Origin of the sequence: Sphingopyxis sp. (assembly GCF_035565275.1) — a bacterium.
Lineage (GTDB): Bacteria > Pseudomonadota > Alphaproteobacteria > Sphingomonadales > Sphingomonadaceae > Sphingopyxis.
Genome location: NZ_DATMST010000060.1, coordinates 44,167 through 59,965, shown reverse-complemented (window position 1 = coordinate 59,965; position 15,799 = coordinate 44,167). Strand labels below are relative to the sequence as shown.

Genomic DNA, 15,799 nt, shown 5'->3' with positions numbered 1-15,799 from the left:
CGACAAGAAAAAGGCCCGCAGAGGGACACTCTGCGGGCCTTTTCTATGCCTGACGGCGGAAGGAGGATCAGTCCTTCTTGCCGGCCTTCAGCGCTTCGCCGAGGATGTCGCCGAGCGACGCACCCGAGTCCGACGAACCGTACTGCGCGACGGCTTCCTTCTCTTCGGCGATCTGCATCGCCTTGACCGAGAAGTTCGGCTTTTTCGAACGGTCGAAACCGATGACCATCGCGTCGAACTTCTGGCCGACCTGATAGCGTTCGGCGCGCTGTTCGTCGCGGTCGCGGCCAAGGTCGGCGCGCTTGATGAAGCCGGTGGCGCCATCTTCGCCGGCCTGAACTTCGAGGCCGTTGTCGCGGACTTCGAGGACCGAGACGGTGACGACGTCGTTCTTCTTCAGCGAACCCGCAGCGGCAACGCCGCCGCCGACGGCCGGAGCACCCTTTTCAAGCTGCTTGATGCCGAGGCTGATGCGTTCCTTTTCGACGTCGACGTCGAGAACGACGACCTGCACGGCCTCGCCCTTGCGGTGGAGGTGCAGCGCTTCTTCGCCCGAGATGCCCCACGCGATGTCCGACATGTGAACCATGCCATCGACGTCGCCCGGCAGGCCGACGAACAGACCGAATTCGGTCGCGTTCTTGACTTCGCCTTCGACGACCGAGCCGACCGGATGGGCCTCAGCGAAGGCACCCCAGGGGTTCGACTGGGCCTGCTTGAGGCCGAGGCTGATGCGGCGCTTGTCGCTGTCGACTTCGAGGACGATGACGTCGACTTCCTGGCTCGTCGAGACGATCTTGCCGGGGTGGACGTTCTTCTTGACCCACGACATTTCGCTGACGTGGACGAGGCCTTCGATGCCGGCTTCGAGTTCGACGAACGCGCCGTAATCGGTGATGTTCGTGACCGTGCCGGTGAGCTTCGCGCCGACCGGATATTTGGCGGCGACGCCTTCCCACGGATCGCTTTCGAGCTGCTTCATGCCGAGGCTGATGCGCTGCGTGTCGCGGTTGATGCGGATGATCTGGACGCGGACGGTGTCACCGATGTTGATGACTTCGCTCGGGTGGTTGACGCGCTTGTAGCTCATGTCGGTGACATGGAGCAGGCCGTCGATACCGCCGAGGTCGACGAACGCACCATAGTCGGTGATGTTCTTGACCGCGCCTTCGATGATCTGGCCTTCTTCGAGGTTCTGGATCAGGCCCGAACGCTGTTCGGCGCGCGTTTCCTCGAGGATGGCGCGGCGCGACACGACGATGTTGCCGCGGCGGCGATCCATCTTGAGGATCTGGAAGGGCTGCGGCAGGTCCATGAGCGGGCCGACGTCGCGCACGGGGCGGATATCGACCTGCGAACCCGGAAGGAACGCCACGGCGCCGCCGAGGTCGACGGTGAAGCCGCCCTTGACGCGACCGAAGATGACGCCTTCGACGCGGGCTTCCTTGTTGAATTCTTCTTCGAGGCGGTCCCAAGCGGCTTCGCGGCGAGCACGGTCGCGCGACAGCATGGTTTCGCCGTTGGCGTTTTCGACGCGGTCGACATAGACTTCGACTTCGTCACCGACGTTGAGGTCGGCCTTCTGGCCCGGCATCGCGAATTCGCGAAGCGGCACGCGGCCTTCGCTCTTCAGGCCGATGTCGATCACTGCCAGGTCGTTTTCGATCGCGGTCACGGTGCCCTTGACGACGCGGCCTTCAAAGCCGCCGTCGGCACCACCAAGCGATTCATCGAGCATCGCGGCGAAATCGTCGCGCGTCGGGAAAGCCGTAGTGGCCATAGATGATATTCCTTACTTCATTGTTCCGGCCAAGCGGTTGGTTCCGCTGGTCTTGTGGCCGATCCGTCCTGCCCGCCGGATGCGATGCAGGACATCCTCGAAACCCCTTGGTCGCCAAGGCGCGGGCAAAGCAAAAAGGGCGTGGCGAGTCGATCTCGTCACGCCCGACACTCGGTTGGAGTGGCGGTCTGCCCGTGCCTCGACCGGCAAAGGAGCCTGTCGGACGGGGCGTCCTATAGGCGCGAGGCCGCGCCAAAGCAAGGGAAAAGGCCGTCAGCCGGGGTTCTGTTTCCGCGTTTCGACGAAGGCGATAGCAGCGGCGAGCGCAGCCTCGCGGGTCATGTCGCTGTTGTCGAGCAGCATCGCGTCGACCGCCCGGACAAGCGGTGCGTCGGCGCGGCCGGTATCGCGCGCGTCGCGGGCATGAATGTCGGCGAGGACGGCGTCATGGCTCACGTCGACGCCGCGTGCGCGCATTTCGGCATGGCGGCGCCGCGCGCGCTCCCCGGGCGACGCCGTCACGAAAATCTTGGCATCGGCGTGCGGCGCGATGACCGTCCCGATATCGCGTCCGTCGAGCACTGCGCCGCCCGGGCGGTTGGCAAAATCGACCTGCCGCTGGAACAGCGCGGCGCGTACCGCCGGATGGACCGATGCCCGGCTCGCGAGGCCGCCGGTGCTTTCGAAGCGCAGCGCGGGATCCCCCAGGAGGCTGTCAGGGAAGTCGCAGGCGGCGAGCGCGTCGGCGGCATTGTCCGGATCGCCGTGATTGAGCTGCGTCTGATAGCCGACCGCGCGATAGAGCAGTCCCGTGTCGAGCACAGGCAGGCCGAAATGTTCGGCGAGCTGGCGCGCCAAGGTGCCTTTGCCTGATGCGGTCGGCCCGTCGACGGCGATGATCATCAGTTGATCTGGAACGCGTCGATGCGCGCGCTCGTCAGGCGGTTGCCGGCGCCGAACAGCAATTTGATCCAGCCGCCGTTTTCGAAGGTGCCGCTGCACGAAGCGACGCCTTCGCCTTCGCCGGCCTTGCCCGGCTCAAGACAATCGATCGCAATTTCGGGCAGGAAGGTGCGAACCTTGGCCAGCACCTCGTTACGGGTTCGCGCGGCGCCGATATCCAATGCCGTGATATTGCGATCGCCGAGCGCTGCGACATCGACAGTCTTGATCGCGAGGATGTCTCCAGCGAAAATATGGTGGACGCCGGTATCGTCTTCCCACTCGCAGGCGATGCCCTCGTCATCGTCGCAAACGTCGCCATTTGTCAGTCGTCCGACTGCCTGCGGTGTGCCCGGCAGATTGAGCGGATAGCGCGAGAAGCTGGCGTCGGCGCGGCCAAACGGGTCGGCAATCGCTTCGCCGGCGTGCGCAATCCCCGTAGACAGGGCGAGGAGTAACGCGGCCATCGAGGCGGAGGTCTTGAATGTCATTGTTCGCAAATCCCCATAATATCCTGAAATCGAGGGACTATCCTGTCACAGCCGAGGAGCGTCGTCGATGATGTCGATCACAGGTCTTTTTGCAATTGATCGAGCAGCGTTTCAAAATTCGGGAAGCTGGTCGCCACCGGCGCGATATCGTCGATCGTCACCGGCGCCCTGCTGGCAAGGCCGGCAACGGCGAAGCTCATGCAGATGCGGTGATCGAGATGACCCGCGATCGTCGCGCCGCCAGGCAGCGGATCGCCCCCGGAGCCGTCGATAGCGAGGCCATCCGCGCTCTCTTCGGCCTGCACGCCGATCGCTGCGAGGCCGGTCGCCATGACCGCGAGGCGGTCGCTTTCCTTGACGCGCAGTTCGTCGAGGCCCGTCGTGACGGTGCGGCCTTCGGCGAAGGCGGCGGCGACGAACAGGACGGGAAATTCATCGATCATGCTTGGAGCGTCGGCGGGGGCGATCTCGATGCCCCTCAGGGCGCTGTGGCGCACGCGAAGGTCGGCCACGGGCTCGCCGCCGACATCGCGCGCGTTCCGGAGTTCGATATCGCCGCCCATCTGCTGAAGGACCGTAACCAGACCGGCACGCGTCGGGTTGAGGCCGACATTGGTGACGATGATGTCGGAACCGGGAACGATCAGCGCCGCGACGATGAAGAAGGCAGCCGATGAGGGATCGCCGGGAACGACGATCGTCTGTGGTTTCAGTTCGGCTTCTCCCCTGATGCGAATATGGCGCGTGCCGTCGGCATCGATTTCGACATCCAGCTCGGCGCCGAAGCCCCGCAGCATGCGTTCGCTATGATCGCGGGTGGGGACGGGTTCGATCACTTCGGTGATGCCGGGGATGTTGAGCCCGGCGAGAAGCACCGCGCTCTTCACCTGCGCCGACGCCATCGGCAGGCGATAGCTGAGGGGAACTGCGGGAGCGAGGCCGCGCACCATGAGGGGGAGGCGCCCTCCCGGCGAGGCGCTGATGTCAGCGCCCATCTGGCCGAGCGGATCTATGACCCGGCCCATCGGGCGACCAGACAGGCTGGCGTCGCCGACGAAGGTCGCGGTGATCGGATGGCTTGCGACGAGCCCCATGAGGAGACGGGTAGAGGTGCCGCTGTTGCCCATATCGAGCGCTTCGCGCGGCTGGAGCAATCCGCCGACGCCAACGCCATGGATTCGCCATTCGCCGTCTTCGGATCGTTCGATGCTCGCACCCATCGCCCGCATCGCCGCAGCGGTCGCGAGGACATCATGGCCTTCGAGCAGTCCGGTGACGCGGCTTTCGCCCACCGCGAGCGCCGCAAGCATCAGCGATCGATGCGAGATGCTTTTGTCCCCCGGGATTGCGATCCGCCCCTTGAGCGGAACGGAAGCGGAAAAGCTGCGCGGCGTGGCGGTTTGATCGGTCATGGCGTGCGGCTTTTGACAGCGGCCTTGCAATCTGGCAAGGCGCACGCCGATTTGACGGATAGCTATTCAAGTCCCGTCGCTCTTCCGATATTTCTATCCTGTTTCCAGAAGGTTACGAGGCTTATATGGTAAAGGCTGAATGGGGCACGAAACGCAGCTGCCCGAAATGCGCCACGCGATTCTATGATCTGACCAAGGATGATCCGGTCAGCTGCATCAACTGCGGCTATGCCTGGATCCCGGAATCGGTGCTGAAATCGAAGCAGCCGATGCCGTTCGAACAGGTCGAAAAGCCGGGCAAGGTCGCCAAGGAAGAAAGCACCGACGAGGATCTGGATCTGGACGTCGACGTCGACGAGGACAGCGATTCGCCGGACAACGACGTTGACCTCGGTGGCGATGACGATCTGGGCGTCGCCACGGGCGACGACGACGACGTCGAAACCTGATTTTTTCAATGAGGGGTCAAAAAGGCGTCGCAAGATGCATTTGGCCCCTTGCATCGGTCGATGGCGCTGCTAAAGGCGGCGTCCCGGTCGCACCCACCCAGGGCGACCCAGTGAAGATGTGGGGCCTTAGCTCAGCTGGGAGAGCGCCTGCATGGCATGCAGGAGGTCAGCGGTTCGATCCCGCTAGGCTCCACCACTTCAAAAAAGAGCCCGCTGTGCGGGCTCTTTTTTTGTGCTGCTTGCGCTATTCTGCCGCCTCTTCCTTGTCGAAGAGCGGCTCCATCTTGATCCGGTCGGCGAGGGTGATGCGGTCGAGGATGGACGCGGTATCGTCGCGAACCTTCAGCATCAGGCTGCGCAACCGGCATTCGGACTCGGGCAGGCAATTCTTGCAATGTTCGTGCGCATTGCGCGCCGCGCACGGGACGAGCGCGAGCGAGCCACGCGTCAGCCGGACGAGGTCGCCATAGCTGATATCGATCGGGGGAAGGGCAAGCTGGTAACCGCCGTCGCGCCCCCGTTGCGAGATGAGCAGTCCTTCGCGCGCCATCTCCGAGAGGATGACGGTCAGGAATTTCGGCGGAATATTCTGCGCGTCCGCGATGTCCGCAAGCTGGACCTGCCCCTTGCCCCAATGGTCGGCGAGGTGCTGGAAAGCGCGGATCGTGTAGCGGGTCTTCTGCGAAAGCATGACGGCGTTACTGTGACATATCCCGGCTTAATTCAACCTGTCTGGATGACTTATCTTGCACAGTTGATGAAAATCACAGCGGGTGGCATGAACGATCCATAAAAGGGTCGCGCGACTGCCCGGGTCCGGGCGCGACAGAAGTGGATTCGATGATGCGTAAAATATTGGCGGCTCCCGCGGTGCTGGCGGCCTGCATGCTCGCTGTCACGCCTGCACAGGCGCAGTTCGGTGGCCTGCTCCGCAAGGTCACGACCCCCGCTCCGAAGCCGAGCGACGAAGGCAATGGCGGCTGTCCCAAGGGCAAGAAGGGCAGCAGCATCGGCCGCAACATATTGGGAAATGTGCTGAACGATGCGGTCGGCGATGTCGCGAGCAAGGCAGGCGTCTATTCCTACGTGCCTATCGCCGAGGTCAGCGGGACGCTGACCGATGCCATCGCCTGCCGGCTCGATCCGGGCGAACAGGTCCAGGCGGCGGCGGCGACCGAAGAGGCGACGCGCGGCGAGGAAGTCGGCGCGACCGCGAACTGGGCGAGCGCGACGCGGCCCGAAGTCAGCGGATCATCGACCATTGCCTCGATCAACGACGACGATGGCGGCCGCAAATGCATGAACGTCAACGACTTCATTATCGTCGATGGCGAAGAAACGCGCGTCACCAAGCGGATGTGCAAGGGGCCGGGTGACACGCGCTATGTCCTTGCCGCCTGAACTCTTCCGGCTGGCACTGTCGGCCTTTGCACTGGTGGGCTTCACTGCTGCGAGCGGCATGGATCCTGCGAACCCGACCTGTCCGCTCGATCCGAGCTGGTCGGCGAACCCGACCATGACGCTGAAGGTCGAGACGCGCGGCCGCATGAAGGTGATGCTCGCCGAGGGACGCATCGATGCCGGATTGCCCGACCGGCTTTCCGCTGCGCTGAAGGCGAATCCCGACGTCGAGGAAATCTGGTTGCGTTCGCCGGGCGGCGATGCCCGCGCGGGCAATGCCGCGGGGCGTATCATCCGCAGCAATCCGGGTATATTGACGCGCGTACCGGCCGGCTGGACCTGCTTTAGCGCCTGCAACTTCGTGTTCATGGGCGGCCTGCCGCGCGTGATTGATCCGGGCGGCGTCTTCATGGTCCATATGTTTACCCGCACCGGCGACCGGTCGACGATCGACATGAGCGTCGCGATGGGGACCGATGCGACGCGCGAACTGATCGGTGGCATCGAACAGGATTCGGCCCTGCTCGCGAGCGAGGACAACGCCTTCCTGATCAAAATGGGCGTCTCGCGCAAATTGCTGACCGATATCATGTACCAGCAACAGGCCGTCGCGACCGAGGAGGATAAATCGACGCGCCGCTGCCTGACCCTTGACGAGGCGCTCAAATATGGCGTGACCTACGCGCCTGAATGAGGCGCGCGGGGACAAGGTTGCATTCAGCAACGAATGGCCTAGGCTGGCCCCCAAACAGGAGAGGCTGCCATGAACGAGATCACGCACGATCACGCCAAATTTCGCTCGATGATCGACGGAACGCAGGAAGACTGGGACATCATCGCACGCGAGCAGAAGGAGTTCGCGCCGAACAACGGCAAGCGCATTCTCGAACATCTGAAGCTGCTCGGCGGCGATTATGGTGGTTTTCCGGTCGACCGGCTCGAACATTGCCTGCAGACTGCGACGAGGGCGCACAGGGATGGCCGCGACGAGGAATATGTCGTGATGGCGCTGCTCCACGACATCGGCGACACGCTCGGCGCGTTCAATCACCCCGATGTCGCGGCGGCGATCCTGAAGCCCTTCCTGTCAGAGGAAAATCTGTGGATCGTCCAGCACCACGGAATTTTCCAGGGTCATTATTTCTTCCACTATCTCGGGCTCGACCGCGACATGCGCGACCAGTTCCGTGATCATCCCCATTATGCGGCGTGCGCCGAATTCTGCGAGAAATATGACGCGCCGGCATTCGATCCCGCTTATGACAGCGAGCCGCTCGAATTTTTCGAGCCGATGGTGATGCGCCTCTGCTCCTATCCGCGCACGAGCATCTACAAGAAGGTGATGGTCGAAGAGGCGGCGGAGTGAATCATATCGTCGCCCCCGCGAAGGCGGGGGCCGCAGCCTGCATAGCGTAAGGTTGCAAGCGGCCGCGTTCAGAGGCACGTGACTCTGGAACGCCCTTCGCGGGGGCGACGGACTATTACCGACCCTTGAACTCGGTCTTGCGCTTCTGCTGGAACGCCATGATGCCTTCCATCGCGTCGGCGGTGCCGGCGGCGATGAACTGTCCCTTTGCTTCGGCGTCAAGCGTGGTCGAGAAGTCCTGCGACAGGCCGTCGCGGAGTATCTTGCGCATCGTGCCGAGCGCGACGGTCGGACCGTTCGCGAGGCGCGTCGCGAGTGCCTTTGCCTCGGTCATCAACTCGGCGTCGTCGACGCATTTGTAGATCATGCCCCAGTCGGCCGCCTGCTCGCCGCCGATCTTTTCGCCGAGCATCATCATCTGCAGCGCGCGCGGCACGCCGACGAGGCGCGGCAACAGCCACGATGACCCGCCGTCGGGAACGAGACCGATGTTGACGAAGGCCTGGAGGAAATAGGCGCTCTTGCCCGCGATGGTGAAGTCGCCCGACAGCGCGAAACTGCAACCCACGCCCGCGGCAGGCCCGTTGACCGCGACGACGACGGGGATGTCGAGATTGGCGAGCGCGAGCAGCATCGGGTTGTAATGGCCGCGCAGGGCGTTGCGGCTCCGCGCTCCGCCACTGACGGCGGCGCCCGCGGACCGGTCGCCGGCGAGATCGGCGCCCGAACAGAAACCGCGGCCTTCGCCGGTGATGAGCAGTGCCCGCGCGCCAAGACCCGGCAGATGATCGAGCGCCGCGCGGATATCATCGGCCATCGCGGGCGGCATCGAGTTGAGCCGGTCGGGCCGGTTGAGCGTGATCGTCGCGACATGGTCGGCGAGTTCGAGCCTGATCGTGTCGAAGCTGGGCGTGTCGGTCATGGGGAAGAATCCTCTCGCAGGCGCTTTACCTTTACGTTCACGTAAAGATGTGACGTATTTGCGGGAGGAGTGCAAGAGGGTAAGGGGGGGCAGCCATGCGACCGATTGCGGACATCCACCCTACTTAGGCGAGACTATCTGCCAACAGTTATCGCGAAAGACTATGAGTTCACGTTTAGGCAGCCAAGCGGCAAAATCTGAAGCGAAAAAATCCTTGATCCGCGCTTCATAGGCGCAATCGAAAATGCCCTCGCCCTGAAGGTTGCAACTAACATTGCGTGTCTAAACCGCCGGTCCGAACTCGACAAAAGCCCTTCCGTCGCGGGCGCGACTTACATAGGGGGCGGTTGCGCGAGTAACTTCGATTGCATGGATGTCGCTCGGCTGAGGGGCGGCAATTGCGGCAATGAGAAACATTGCAAACATTAGGCGACGATATCATCTTGCGATAGCAACTGGAAGTCCGCTTCCCACCCCAAAGCCGCCGCTATTCCCCGCCCAGCCGCCCGAACCGCATATCGCCCTCGGCGCGATGGAGCGTGATACCGCGCTCGGTCCTTTCGGCGCAGGCACCGTCGAAATTCACAACGCCGATATCGTTTGGCACGATGATCACGCGCAGCTTGCCGCCATCGGCTTCGGTGAGTTCGAAGCGCGGCGCGGTGATGCCATGGATCGGTTCGCGCACTTCGATCCAGCGCGGGATGCGCTTGTCGTCCTCGGGCATCGTCCAGCCATAAACCTGGGTATAATCCTCAGCCGGGTCGCCGCTGTCGAAACCGACCACGAAATCGACGCCGGGAATGCCTCTGCCGTTGGGCCAGGTGACGAGCACGGTCGGGATTGCTCCCTCGACCTCGATGAGCGGGGCTTTCCGGATCGCGGGCGGCACCGGCTTGGGGTCGGTGGTAAGGCAGATCTGGTCGCCGCGCGTTTCCCAACGTCCCTCGGCGCGTTCGTCGAGCGCGCCCGCGGCGAGCATATATTGAAAGCGGCCGTCGTTCCGGATCAGCAGCCCGCCGCCGACATCAGGCCCTTCGGCAAGGCTGTATTCGCCGACGAAGGGCGAATCCTGCGCGACGGCGGGGGCAGCGATCAGCGTGGCGGCGAGGAGGATGGTTCGCATCGTCCGATCATGCGCGGCGGTTGCGGCGGGCGCCAGCCCCTTTCCACATCTCGCGCCACCTGCTAGGCGCCCGCGCCATGTCCCAGCACCCCGACCGCCGTACCTTCGCCATCATCTCGCACCCCGACGCGGGCAAGACGACGCTGACCGAGAAATTGCTCGTCGCGGGCGGCGCGATCCATATCGCGGGCGAGGTCAAGGCGCGCGGTGCGGCGCGGCGCGCCCGCTCCGACTGGATGAAGATCGAGCAGCAGCGCGGGATTTCGGTGACCTCGTCGGTGATGACGTTCGAGCATGCGGGGCTGATTTTCAACCTGCTCGACACCCCGGGGCACGAGGATTTCAGTGAAGATACCTATCGCACGCTGACTGCGGTGGACAGCGCGGTGATGGTGATCGACGCCGCGAAGGGCATCGAACCGCAGACGCTGAAGCTGTTCGAGGTGTGCCGTCTGCGTTCGGTGCCGATCATTACCTTTATCAACAAGGTCGACCGCGAAGGGCAGACGCCGTTCGAGCTGCTCGACGAGGTCGCCGACCGGCTCGCGCTCGACGTCTGCCCGATGAACTGGCCCGCGGGTATGGGCGGACAGTTCGAAGGTCTCTACGATCTTGTCGACCCGGCGCTGATGGTGCCGGGCGGCGATGCGTCGCGCATGTACGAGGGCGACCGGATCGCGGTCGAAGGGCTGGGCGATCCGACGCTTGCGGCACGGCTCTCGCCTCGTGCGCTGGCGCTGCTCGAGGAAGAAACCGAATTGGCGTCGGCCTGCTACGCGCCCTTCGATGCCGCCGCATATCGGGGCGGCGACCTGACGCCGGTGTTCTTCGGCTCGGCACTCAAGGAATTCGGCGTCGTCGATCTGCTCGCGGGTCTCGCGAACCACGCACCAGGGCCGCAGCCGCAGCCTGCAGAGCCTGCACCGGTGCAGCCCGACGACGATGCGGTCACCGGGTTCGTGTTCAAGGTGCAGGCCAACATGAACCCCGCGCACCGCGACCGGATCGCCTTCATGCGGCTCTGTTCGGGCAAGTTCGAGCGTGGCATGCGCCTGATGCAGGGCGGGACGGGCAAGGCGATCGCGATCAGCCGCCCGATGCTGTTCCTCGCGCAGGACCGCGAGATGGCCGAGGAGGCTTTCCCTGGCGACATTATCGGCATTCCGAACCACGGCACATTGCGCGTCGGCGACACGCTGTCTGAACGCAGCGACATCACGATCACCGGCCTCCCGAACTTTGCTCCCGAAATCCTCCGCCGCGTTGCGCTCGTCGACCCGACGAAAACCAAGCAGCTCAGGAAAGCGCTCGACGATATGGCCGAAGAGGGGATCATCCAGGTTTTCTACCCCGAAATCGGATCGAACATGATCGTCGGGGTTGTCGGCCAGTTGCAATTGGACGTTCTGATCAGCCGCTTGGAAGCGGAGTACAAGGTCGAGGCCAAGCTTGAGCAATCGCCATGGGAAACCGCGCGCTGGATCGCGAGCGAAGATGCGGCGGCGCTGAAATCCTTCCAGGCCGACAACCGCGGCGCCGCGGCGACCGACCGCGATGGCGCGCCGGTATTCATGGCGAAGGACGCGTGGGAAGTCGGCTATGTGACCCAGCGCAACCCGTCGATCCGCTTCACCGCCACCAAGGAACGCGTGTTCGCCAACGCGGGTTGATCGCAGCCTCCAACTCCGCCACCATGACGCCACTTTTCGGCAAAGGTGGGGGTATCGATGCGCGGATGGATTTTGGCGCTTGCCGTGATGGCGAGCAGTGTGCCGGCGACGGCACAGACGATCGCGATGCCGATCGACAAGGGCTTCTGGACCAGCGAAACCGGAAAATGCGCGAGTGTCCATCACGGCTATGTCTTCGACGGCGCGCGCTGGGGGGCGCTCTATTATTATGGTCCCGGCGGCAATATGGGGCCGTCCGCCGAACTTGAGCCGATCACGCAGACGCGCGCCGTCGATGGCGGTTTTACCCAGATGCAGTTCGGCGGCTATGATGGAGCGGGCTATTTCCGGCTGAAGCCGCTGGGAGCCGACCGTGCGCTGTACCGTGTCGGGGCGCCTTTCCGCGAAGAGATACAGATTTCCGACGAACCGCTGATCCGCTGCGAGTTCAAGGCGCTGTCGCCGAAAATGCAGGCGGCGATCCGGCGTCACGCGCCGGGTCTCGCGGTCAGATAAGGCTGAGCAGATCGGCGGGCGCCATAGCGTCCTCGTCTTCGTCCTCTTCGCCCTCGAATTTGCTCAAGGTCACGCCGAGCAGGCGGATGCCCTGTTCGGTGGGAAGCAGCGGGGCGAGGATCGCCTCGCCCGCGGCAAGCAGCGAGGTACCGTCGAGAATGGGCAAGGAGACCGACTTCGCCCGCGTGATCGTGCGGAAATCGGCATAACGCAATTTCAGCGTTACCGTCCGCCCGCGCGCGCCTCTTTTGGCTGCCCGGTCCCAGACGACGGTGCACACATGCGCGAGCGCCTCGCGGATTTCGGTATCGGTGATCAGGTCGTTGAAGAAAGTGCGTTCGCCGCCGAGCGATTTCAGCGGCCGGTTCGACTTGACGCGGCGATGATCGATCCCGCGTGCGAGGTTAAAGAGCCACTCTGCGCTGTTGCCGAAATGCTCCGCGAGCCACAGCGGATCCTTCCCGGCGAGATCGGCGCCTGAAAAGACGCCGAGGCCTTCCATCTTTGCCGCGGTTACCGGACCGATGCCGTGGAAGCGGCGGATCGACAAGGTCTGGACGAAGGCGGCGCCCTTGCCGGGCGGTATGATGGTGATTCCGTCGGGTTTGTTCTGGTCGGACGCGAGCTTGGCGATGAACTTGTTGTACGAGACCCCCGCCGAGGCGGTGAGGCCGGTTTCGGCGCGGATACGCTGGCGGATCAGCTTTGCGGCGGCGGTCGCACTGCCGAGCCCCGCCTTGTCGGCGCTGACGTCGAGATAGGCCTCGTCGAGCGAAAGCGGTTCGACCTCGTCGGCATAATCGCGAAAGATCGCGCGGATCTGGTGCGAGATGTCGCGATAGACCTCGAAGCGCGGCGGTACGAAGAGGAGGTCCGGGCACTGGCGCTTCGCGGTGATACTGGGCATCGCCGAGCGGACACCGAACTTGCGGGCTTCGTAGCTCGCAGCCGCGACGACGCCGCGCCGCGACGATCCGCCGACTGCGACGGGCTTGCCACGCAGCACCGGGTCGTCGCGCTGTTCGACCGATGCGTAAAAGGCGTCCATATCGACATGGATGATCTTGCGGACCCGAGTGTCCGCCATATCATCAGGGCCATGATCGTCGCCGTCCTGCACGGCGCATCCCTATCATGTTGCCAAGATGTTCTCAACAGCGCGCGTGACGAAGCGCTTGACGAAATTGAGGCAAACTGGCAATCGCCGCCGACCTTGGGTGAGCGGGTATAGCATAGTGGTAATGCTCTAGCCTTCCAAGCTAGCTAGGCGGGTTCGATTCCCGCTACCCGCTCCAAGCCTTTCCCGACAATCAGCCAGCCGGTTCGACGCCCAGCAATTCGACGGTGAACAGCAAGGTCGCGCCGCCGGGTATCGGGCCTTTGCCCTCGGGGCCATAGGCAAGCTGCCATGGAATCGCGAGTTCGACCTTGTCGCCGACCCCCATCAGCGCGACCCCTTCCTGCCAGCCTTCGATCACGCGGTTGAGCGGGAAGGTCGCGGGCTCGCCGCGCCGGACCGAGCTGTCGAATTCGCGGCCGTCGGCGAAGGTGCCGACATAATGGACGGTGACATGATCGGTGGCGCCGGGGTGCGTGCCGCTGCCGTCGCCGGCGACCCGGCGCCAGCGTAGCCCGCTTGGCGTCGCGCGCCAGCCGTCGGCACCATTGCGTTCGGCGAGCGCGGCCATCTGCTTGTTGAGATAGGCGGTGCCTTGCGACGCCGCTGCATCTTCCTGTTGCGCGACGGCCGACGCCGGAATGAAGGTGGCCAGCGAGGCTGCCGCGAGCAGCTGGCCGAGCGATGAAATGTGCATGGAAAACTCCCCTCGATCGATGAGTGCATAAACGCATCGTGCGGCCAATGTGCAAGAGGCATCGAACGGAAAGGTTGATATGCGCGCTAGCGCGGCAGGAACTTTCGCCGCGATCGGTCGTTTCCACTTCGCACATGAAATCAGTGACCTGCGCACGTCCGTTCCTTGGAATTTCCGCAACCCAGCGGTTTTCGGGTCCATGCCGCGCGTCCGGTCTGCAATGAATGAAGGAGATGTCTGATGTTCAAATGGGCCTTGATCTTCGCGGTGATCGCACTGCTTGCAGCGGTGCTCGGTTTCGGCGGTGTCGCGGGTGCTGCGGCAGGTATCGCCAAGATCCTGTTCTTCGTCGGCCTCGCGCTTGTCGTGCTGTTCCTGATCCTCGGGTCGGCCGCCGCGCGAAAGATAACGTAAAAAAATCCCGCGCGGCAGGAACCCTTTCGGCCCCGCCGCGTTTTATTAATCTACCGGATCGAAAGAAAAGGTAGAATCTGGTTCCTGTCTTCGGACGGAACCTAGGGAGCCCCGCTGTAGAAATACGGCGGGGCTTACCTTTTTCAGGTCTTGTAAAGCACGAGCCAGCCGCGACCGGTCACAACATCTTCGTGCAGGTTCAAAGGCTTGGATAGCATTCATTTGCGGGCTGAACCGTCCGGCTTGCGCGACGAATGCCGCTTTCCCCGGGGACCGATTCGCGATCTGTTTCGTTGGTCGGGTTCGACAGGGGAATTTCCCGGTAAAATGGAGAATGACATGCGCATATTCAAAAAGGCCGCCATTTCTGTGGCTGCGCTATCGGTGCTTGTGGCGCCGGTCGCGGCGTCGGCCGCCTCGGGATTGGGCGCCGGCACCGTGTCGACGACAAACGGCCAAAGCGAACTGGAAGGCAATTCAAGCTGGCTGATCGGTTTGCTCGGCCTGCTGGTCGGGGTGGGGGCAATCATCCTGATCGCCGACGATGATGACGATGCCCCCGTAAGCGCTGGCTGAGCCCGACAAAAGCGGTCGCCCGATCCGGCTCAGCGACGGTCTCCCGCCTCTCCGAGGGGCAGGGGCCGTCGCTCCGCAAAAGCTTTTCCTCGTCATTCCTGCGCCGCTTTCCATCAAATGAACGGCGCGGCCTTTCTGCGACATGTTGCGACAATTTTTCGTCGATCCGGCAATTTTCCCGGACAAATTGCCCCTAGAACGCTTTCATCGGGACCCGATCTCTCCCTTTGTCGGTTCCATGAAGGAGTTCGTTACGTGAAAAAGAAGCTTTCTCTTTTGACGCTGGGTGCCGCGCTGATCGCGGTGCCCGTTCTCGCCGCCCCCGGCGGCGACAGCAACGCCGTGCAGACCCGCGCCGAGGTGCAAACCCGGGCGGCGGAAATGTTCGCCAAAATGGACGTCAACAAGGACGGCAAGCTCGATGCCGCCGACCGCGCCGCCAGGCGCACCGAGATGCAGGCAAGGAAATTCGCCAGCCTCGACGCCGATGGTAACGGCAGCATCAGCAAGGCCGAATGGGACCAGCATGGTGCCGACCGCGCCGCGAAGCGCGCCGAACGCGGTGAAAAGCGTGCCGCCGCTGGTGAAGCCGGCGATGGCAAACGCCACGGCATGCGTGGCCATCACGGCAAGCGCGGTGGCGGCCATCATGGCATGGGTGGCCGCATGATGGGCAAGGCCGATACCGATGGCGACAAGGCGATCAGCCAGGCCGAGTTCCAGACCGCGGCGCTCGCCCGCTTCGACGCGGCCGATGCGAACAAGGACGGTCAGGTGACCGCCGAGGAACGCAAGGCGCAGCGCGACGCGTGGAAGGCCAAGGTCGGCGAATGGCGTGCGAAGCGCGGTGCGGCCCCGGCCGCTCCCGCCGGCGAATAAGCGATTTGGCAGGGGCCTCAAGGTAACTGACAGGCCATCCC

The 15,799-nt window shown here is 63.6% G+C and carries 18 protein-coding genes and 2 tRNA genes; 11 read left to right on the top strand and 9 right to left on the bottom strand.

Going from position 1 to position 15,799, the window contains the following annotated elements; translation table 11 throughout:
- Positions 1-67: 67 nt before the first annotated feature.
- From rpsA to aroA, 4 genes are all read right to left on the bottom strand, one after another.
- Positions 68-1,780 (bottom strand): 30S ribosomal protein S1, encoded by a 1,713-nt coding sequence (gene rpsA / locus VN047_RS04275; RefSeq protein ID WP_325540348.1) that lies wholly within the window; start codon positions 1,778-1,780, stop codon positions 68-70.
- Between the two features lie 273 nt (positions 1,781-2,053).
- Complete coding sequence (locus VN047_RS04270) at positions 2,054-2,683, bottom strand: d(CMP) kinase (RefSeq protein WP_325540347.1); 630 nt, start codon at positions 2,681-2,683, stop codon at positions 2,054-2,056.
- Positions 2,683-3,213, bottom strand: coding sequence for a hypothetical protein (locus tag VN047_RS04265; protein ID WP_325540346.1), 531 nt, complete (start codon positions 3,211-3,213; stop codon positions 2,683-2,685). Before VN047_RS04265 ends, VN047_RS04270 begins: the two co-directional genes overlap by 1 nt.
- A gap of 77 nt (positions 3,214-3,290) precedes the next feature.
- The gene (aroA, locus tag VN047_RS04260; RefSeq protein WP_325540344.1) at positions 3,291-4,625 is read right to left on the bottom strand and encodes a 3-phosphoshikimate 1-carboxyvinyltransferase; all 1,335 of its coding nucleotides are present in this window, start codon (positions 4,623-4,625) and stop codon (positions 3,291-3,293) included.
- A gap of 125 nt (positions 4,626-4,750) precedes the next feature.
- Here aroA and VN047_RS04255 point away from each other — a divergent pair, with 125 nt between their 5' ends.
- Together VN047_RS04255 and VN047_RS04250 are read left to right on the top strand one after the other, a co-directional pair.
- Positions 4,751-5,074: a TIGR02300 family protein gene (locus tag VN047_RS04255; protein WP_325540342.1), complete on the top strand. Its 324-nt coding sequence runs from the start codon at positions 4,751-4,753 to the stop codon at positions 5,072-5,074.
- Positions 5,075-5,194: 120 nt separating this feature from the next.
- A tRNA-Ala gene (locus VN047_RS04250) sits at positions 5,195-5,270 on the top strand.
- Positions 5,271-5,318: 48 nt separating this feature from the next.
- Here the strand turns inward: VN047_RS04250 and VN047_RS04245 are convergent.
- A complete protein-coding gene (locus tag VN047_RS04245) occupies positions 5,319-5,765 on the bottom strand; it encodes an Rrf2 family transcriptional regulator (RefSeq protein WP_325540340.1) in 447 nt (148 codons plus the stop codon).
- A gap of 149 nt (positions 5,766-5,914) precedes the next feature.
- Here VN047_RS04245 and VN047_RS04240 point away from each other — a divergent pair, with 149 nt between their 5' ends.
- The 3 genes from VN047_RS04240 to VN047_RS04230 all read left to right on the top strand — a co-directional run bounded on the left by VN047_RS04240 (position 5,915) and on the right by VN047_RS04230 (position 7,841).
- Positions 5,915-6,475, top strand: coding sequence for a hypothetical protein (locus VN047_RS04240; protein WP_325540338.1), 561 nt, complete (start codon positions 5,915-5,917; stop codon positions 6,473-6,475).
- Positions 6,459-7,169, top strand: coding sequence for a hypothetical protein (locus tag VN047_RS04235; protein WP_325540336.1), 711 nt, complete (start codon positions 6,459-6,461; stop codon positions 7,167-7,169). Before VN047_RS04240 ends, VN047_RS04235 begins: the two co-directional genes overlap by 17 nt.
- Positions 7,170-7,238: 69 nt before the next feature.
- Positions 7,239-7,841 (top strand): HD domain-containing protein, encoded by a 603-nt coding sequence (locus VN047_RS04230; RefSeq protein ID WP_325540334.1) that lies wholly within the window; start codon positions 7,239-7,241, stop codon positions 7,839-7,841.
- A 115-nt stretch (positions 7,842-7,956) separates the two neighbouring features.
- Here the strand turns inward: VN047_RS04230 and VN047_RS04225 are convergent, their stop codons facing one another.
- Together VN047_RS04225 and VN047_RS04220 are read right to left on the bottom strand one after the other, a co-directional pair.
- Complete coding sequence (locus tag VN047_RS04225) at positions 7,957-8,763, bottom strand: enoyl-CoA hydratase-related protein (RefSeq protein ID WP_325540332.1); 807 nt, start codon at positions 8,761-8,763, stop codon at positions 7,957-7,959.
- A gap of 487 nt (positions 8,764-9,250) precedes the next feature.
- On the bottom strand, positions 9,251-9,889 hold the full coding sequence (locus VN047_RS04220) for a hypothetical protein (protein WP_325540330.1): 639 nt from the start codon (positions 9,887-9,889) through the stop codon (positions 9,251-9,253).
- Between the two features lie 77 nt (positions 9,890-9,966).
- On the opposite strand from VN047_RS04220, the gene VN047_RS04215 reads away from it, so the two are divergent.
- Both VN047_RS04215 and VN047_RS04210 read left to right on the top strand, forming a co-directional pair.
- Entirely contained in the window at positions 9,967-11,559 is a 1,593-nt protein-coding gene (locus VN047_RS04215; RefSeq protein WP_325540328.1) for a peptide chain release factor 3, read from the top strand.
- Positions 11,560-11,616: 57 nt separating this feature from the next.
- On the top strand, positions 11,617-12,075 hold the full coding sequence (locus VN047_RS04210) for a hypothetical protein (RefSeq protein ID WP_325540326.1): 459 nt from the start codon (positions 11,617-11,619) through the stop codon (positions 12,073-12,075).
- Here the strand turns inward: VN047_RS04210 and dinB are convergent.
- Entirely contained in the window at positions 12,068-13,162 is a 1,095-nt protein-coding gene (dinB, locus tag VN047_RS04205; protein ID WP_325540324.1) for a DNA polymerase IV, read from the bottom strand. The two genes, VN047_RS04210 and dinB, sit on opposite strands and share 8 nt — an antisense overlap.
- A gap of 134 nt (positions 13,163-13,296) precedes the next feature.
- Here dinB and VN047_RS04200 point away from each other — a divergent pair.
- Positions 13,297-13,370: transfer RNA gene (locus tag VN047_RS04200), tRNA-Gly, on the top strand.
- Between the two features lie 15 nt (positions 13,371-13,385).
- On the opposite strand, the gene VN047_RS04195 is transcribed toward VN047_RS04200, so the two are convergent.
- Complete coding sequence (locus VN047_RS04195; RefSeq protein ID WP_325540322.1) at positions 13,386-13,889, bottom strand: FKBP-type peptidyl-prolyl cis-trans isomerase; 504 nt, start codon at positions 13,887-13,889, stop codon at positions 13,386-13,388.
- Between the two features lie 240 nt (positions 13,890-14,129).
- On the opposite strand from VN047_RS04195, the gene VN047_RS04190 reads away from it, so the two are divergent.
- The 3 genes from VN047_RS04190 (at position 14,130) to VN047_RS04180 (ending at position 15,758) form a co-directional block, all read left to right on the top strand.
- Positions 14,130-14,303 (top strand): DUF1328 domain-containing protein, encoded by a 174-nt coding sequence (locus VN047_RS04190; RefSeq protein ID WP_083435707.1) that lies wholly within the window; start codon positions 14,130-14,132, stop codon positions 14,301-14,303.
- 339 nt (positions 14,304-14,642) lie between these two features.
- Positions 14,643-14,879, top strand: a complete 237-nt coding sequence (locus VN047_RS04185; RefSeq protein WP_325540319.1) for a hypothetical protein — start codon at positions 14,643-14,645, stop codon at positions 14,877-14,879.
- A 255-nt stretch (positions 14,880-15,134) separates the two neighbouring features.
- Positions 15,135-15,758, top strand: a complete 624-nt coding sequence (locus VN047_RS04180; RefSeq protein WP_325540317.1) for a hypothetical protein — start codon at positions 15,135-15,137, stop codon at positions 15,756-15,758.
- The last annotated feature ends 41 nt before the right edge of the window (positions 15,759-15,799 follow it).

Bases quoted from the DNA above. Each gene is read 5' to 3' on its own strand.
- VN047_RS04195 (WP_325540322.1), bottom strand. From the start codon at position 13,889: ATGCACATTTCATCGCTCGGCCAGCTGCTCGCGGCAGCCTCGCTGGCC.
- dinB (WP_325540324.1), bottom strand. From the start codon at position 13,162: ATGGCGGACACTCGGGTCCGCAAGATCATCCATGTCGATATGGACGCC.
- VN047_RS04245 (WP_325540340.1), bottom strand. From the start codon at position 5,765: ATGCTTTCGCAGAAGACCCGCTACACGATCCGCGCTTTCCAGCACCTC.
- VN047_RS04220 (WP_325540330.1), bottom strand. From the start codon at position 9,889: ATGCGAACCATCCTCCTCGCCGCCACGCTGATCGCTGCCCCCGCCGTC.
- VN047_RS04190 (WP_083435707.1), top strand. From the start codon at position 14,130: ATGTTCAAATGGGCCTTGATCTTCGCGGTGATCGCACTGCTTGCAGCG.
- VN047_RS04265 (WP_325540346.1), bottom strand. From the start codon at position 3,213: ATGACATTCAAGACCTCCGCCTCGATGGCCGCGTTACTCCTCGCCCTG.
- VN047_RS04270 (WP_325540347.1), bottom strand. From the start codon at position 2,683: ATGATCATCGCCGTCGACGGGCCGACCGCATCAGGCAAAGGCACCTTG.
- VN047_RS04230 (WP_325540334.1), top strand. From the start codon at position 7,239: ATGAACGAGATCACGCACGATCACGCCAAATTTCGCTCGATGATCGAC.
- VN047_RS04215 (WP_325540328.1), top strand. From the start codon at position 9,967: ATGTCCCAGCACCCCGACCGCCGTACCTTCGCCATCATCTCGCACCCC.
- VN047_RS04210 (WP_325540326.1), top strand. From the start codon at position 11,617: ATGCGCGGATGGATTTTGGCGCTTGCCGTGATGGCGAGCAGTGTGCCG.
- VN047_RS04240 (WP_325540338.1), top strand. From the start codon at position 5,915: ATGATGCGTAAAATATTGGCGGCTCCCGCGGTGCTGGCGGCCTGCATG.
- VN047_RS04235 (WP_325540336.1), top strand. From the start codon at position 6,459: ATGTCCTTGCCGCCTGAACTCTTCCGGCTGGCACTGTCGGCCTTTGCA.
- aroA (WP_325540344.1), bottom strand. From the start codon at position 4,625: ATGACCGATCAAACCGCCACGCCGCGCAGCTTTTCCGCTTCCGTTCCG.
- VN047_RS04255 (WP_325540342.1), top strand. From the start codon at position 4,751: ATGGTAAAGGCTGAATGGGGCACGAAACGCAGCTGCCCGAAATGCGCC.
- VN047_RS04225 (WP_325540332.1), bottom strand. From the start codon at position 8,763: ATGACCGACACGCCCAGCTTCGACACGATCAGGCTCGAACTCGCCGAC.
- VN047_RS04185 (WP_325540319.1), top strand. From the start codon at position 14,643: ATGCGCATATTCAAAAAGGCCGCCATTTCTGTGGCTGCGCTATCGGTG.
- rpsA (WP_325540348.1), bottom strand. From the start codon at position 1,780: ATGGCCACTACGGCTTTCCCGACGCGCGACGATTTCGCCGCGATGCTC.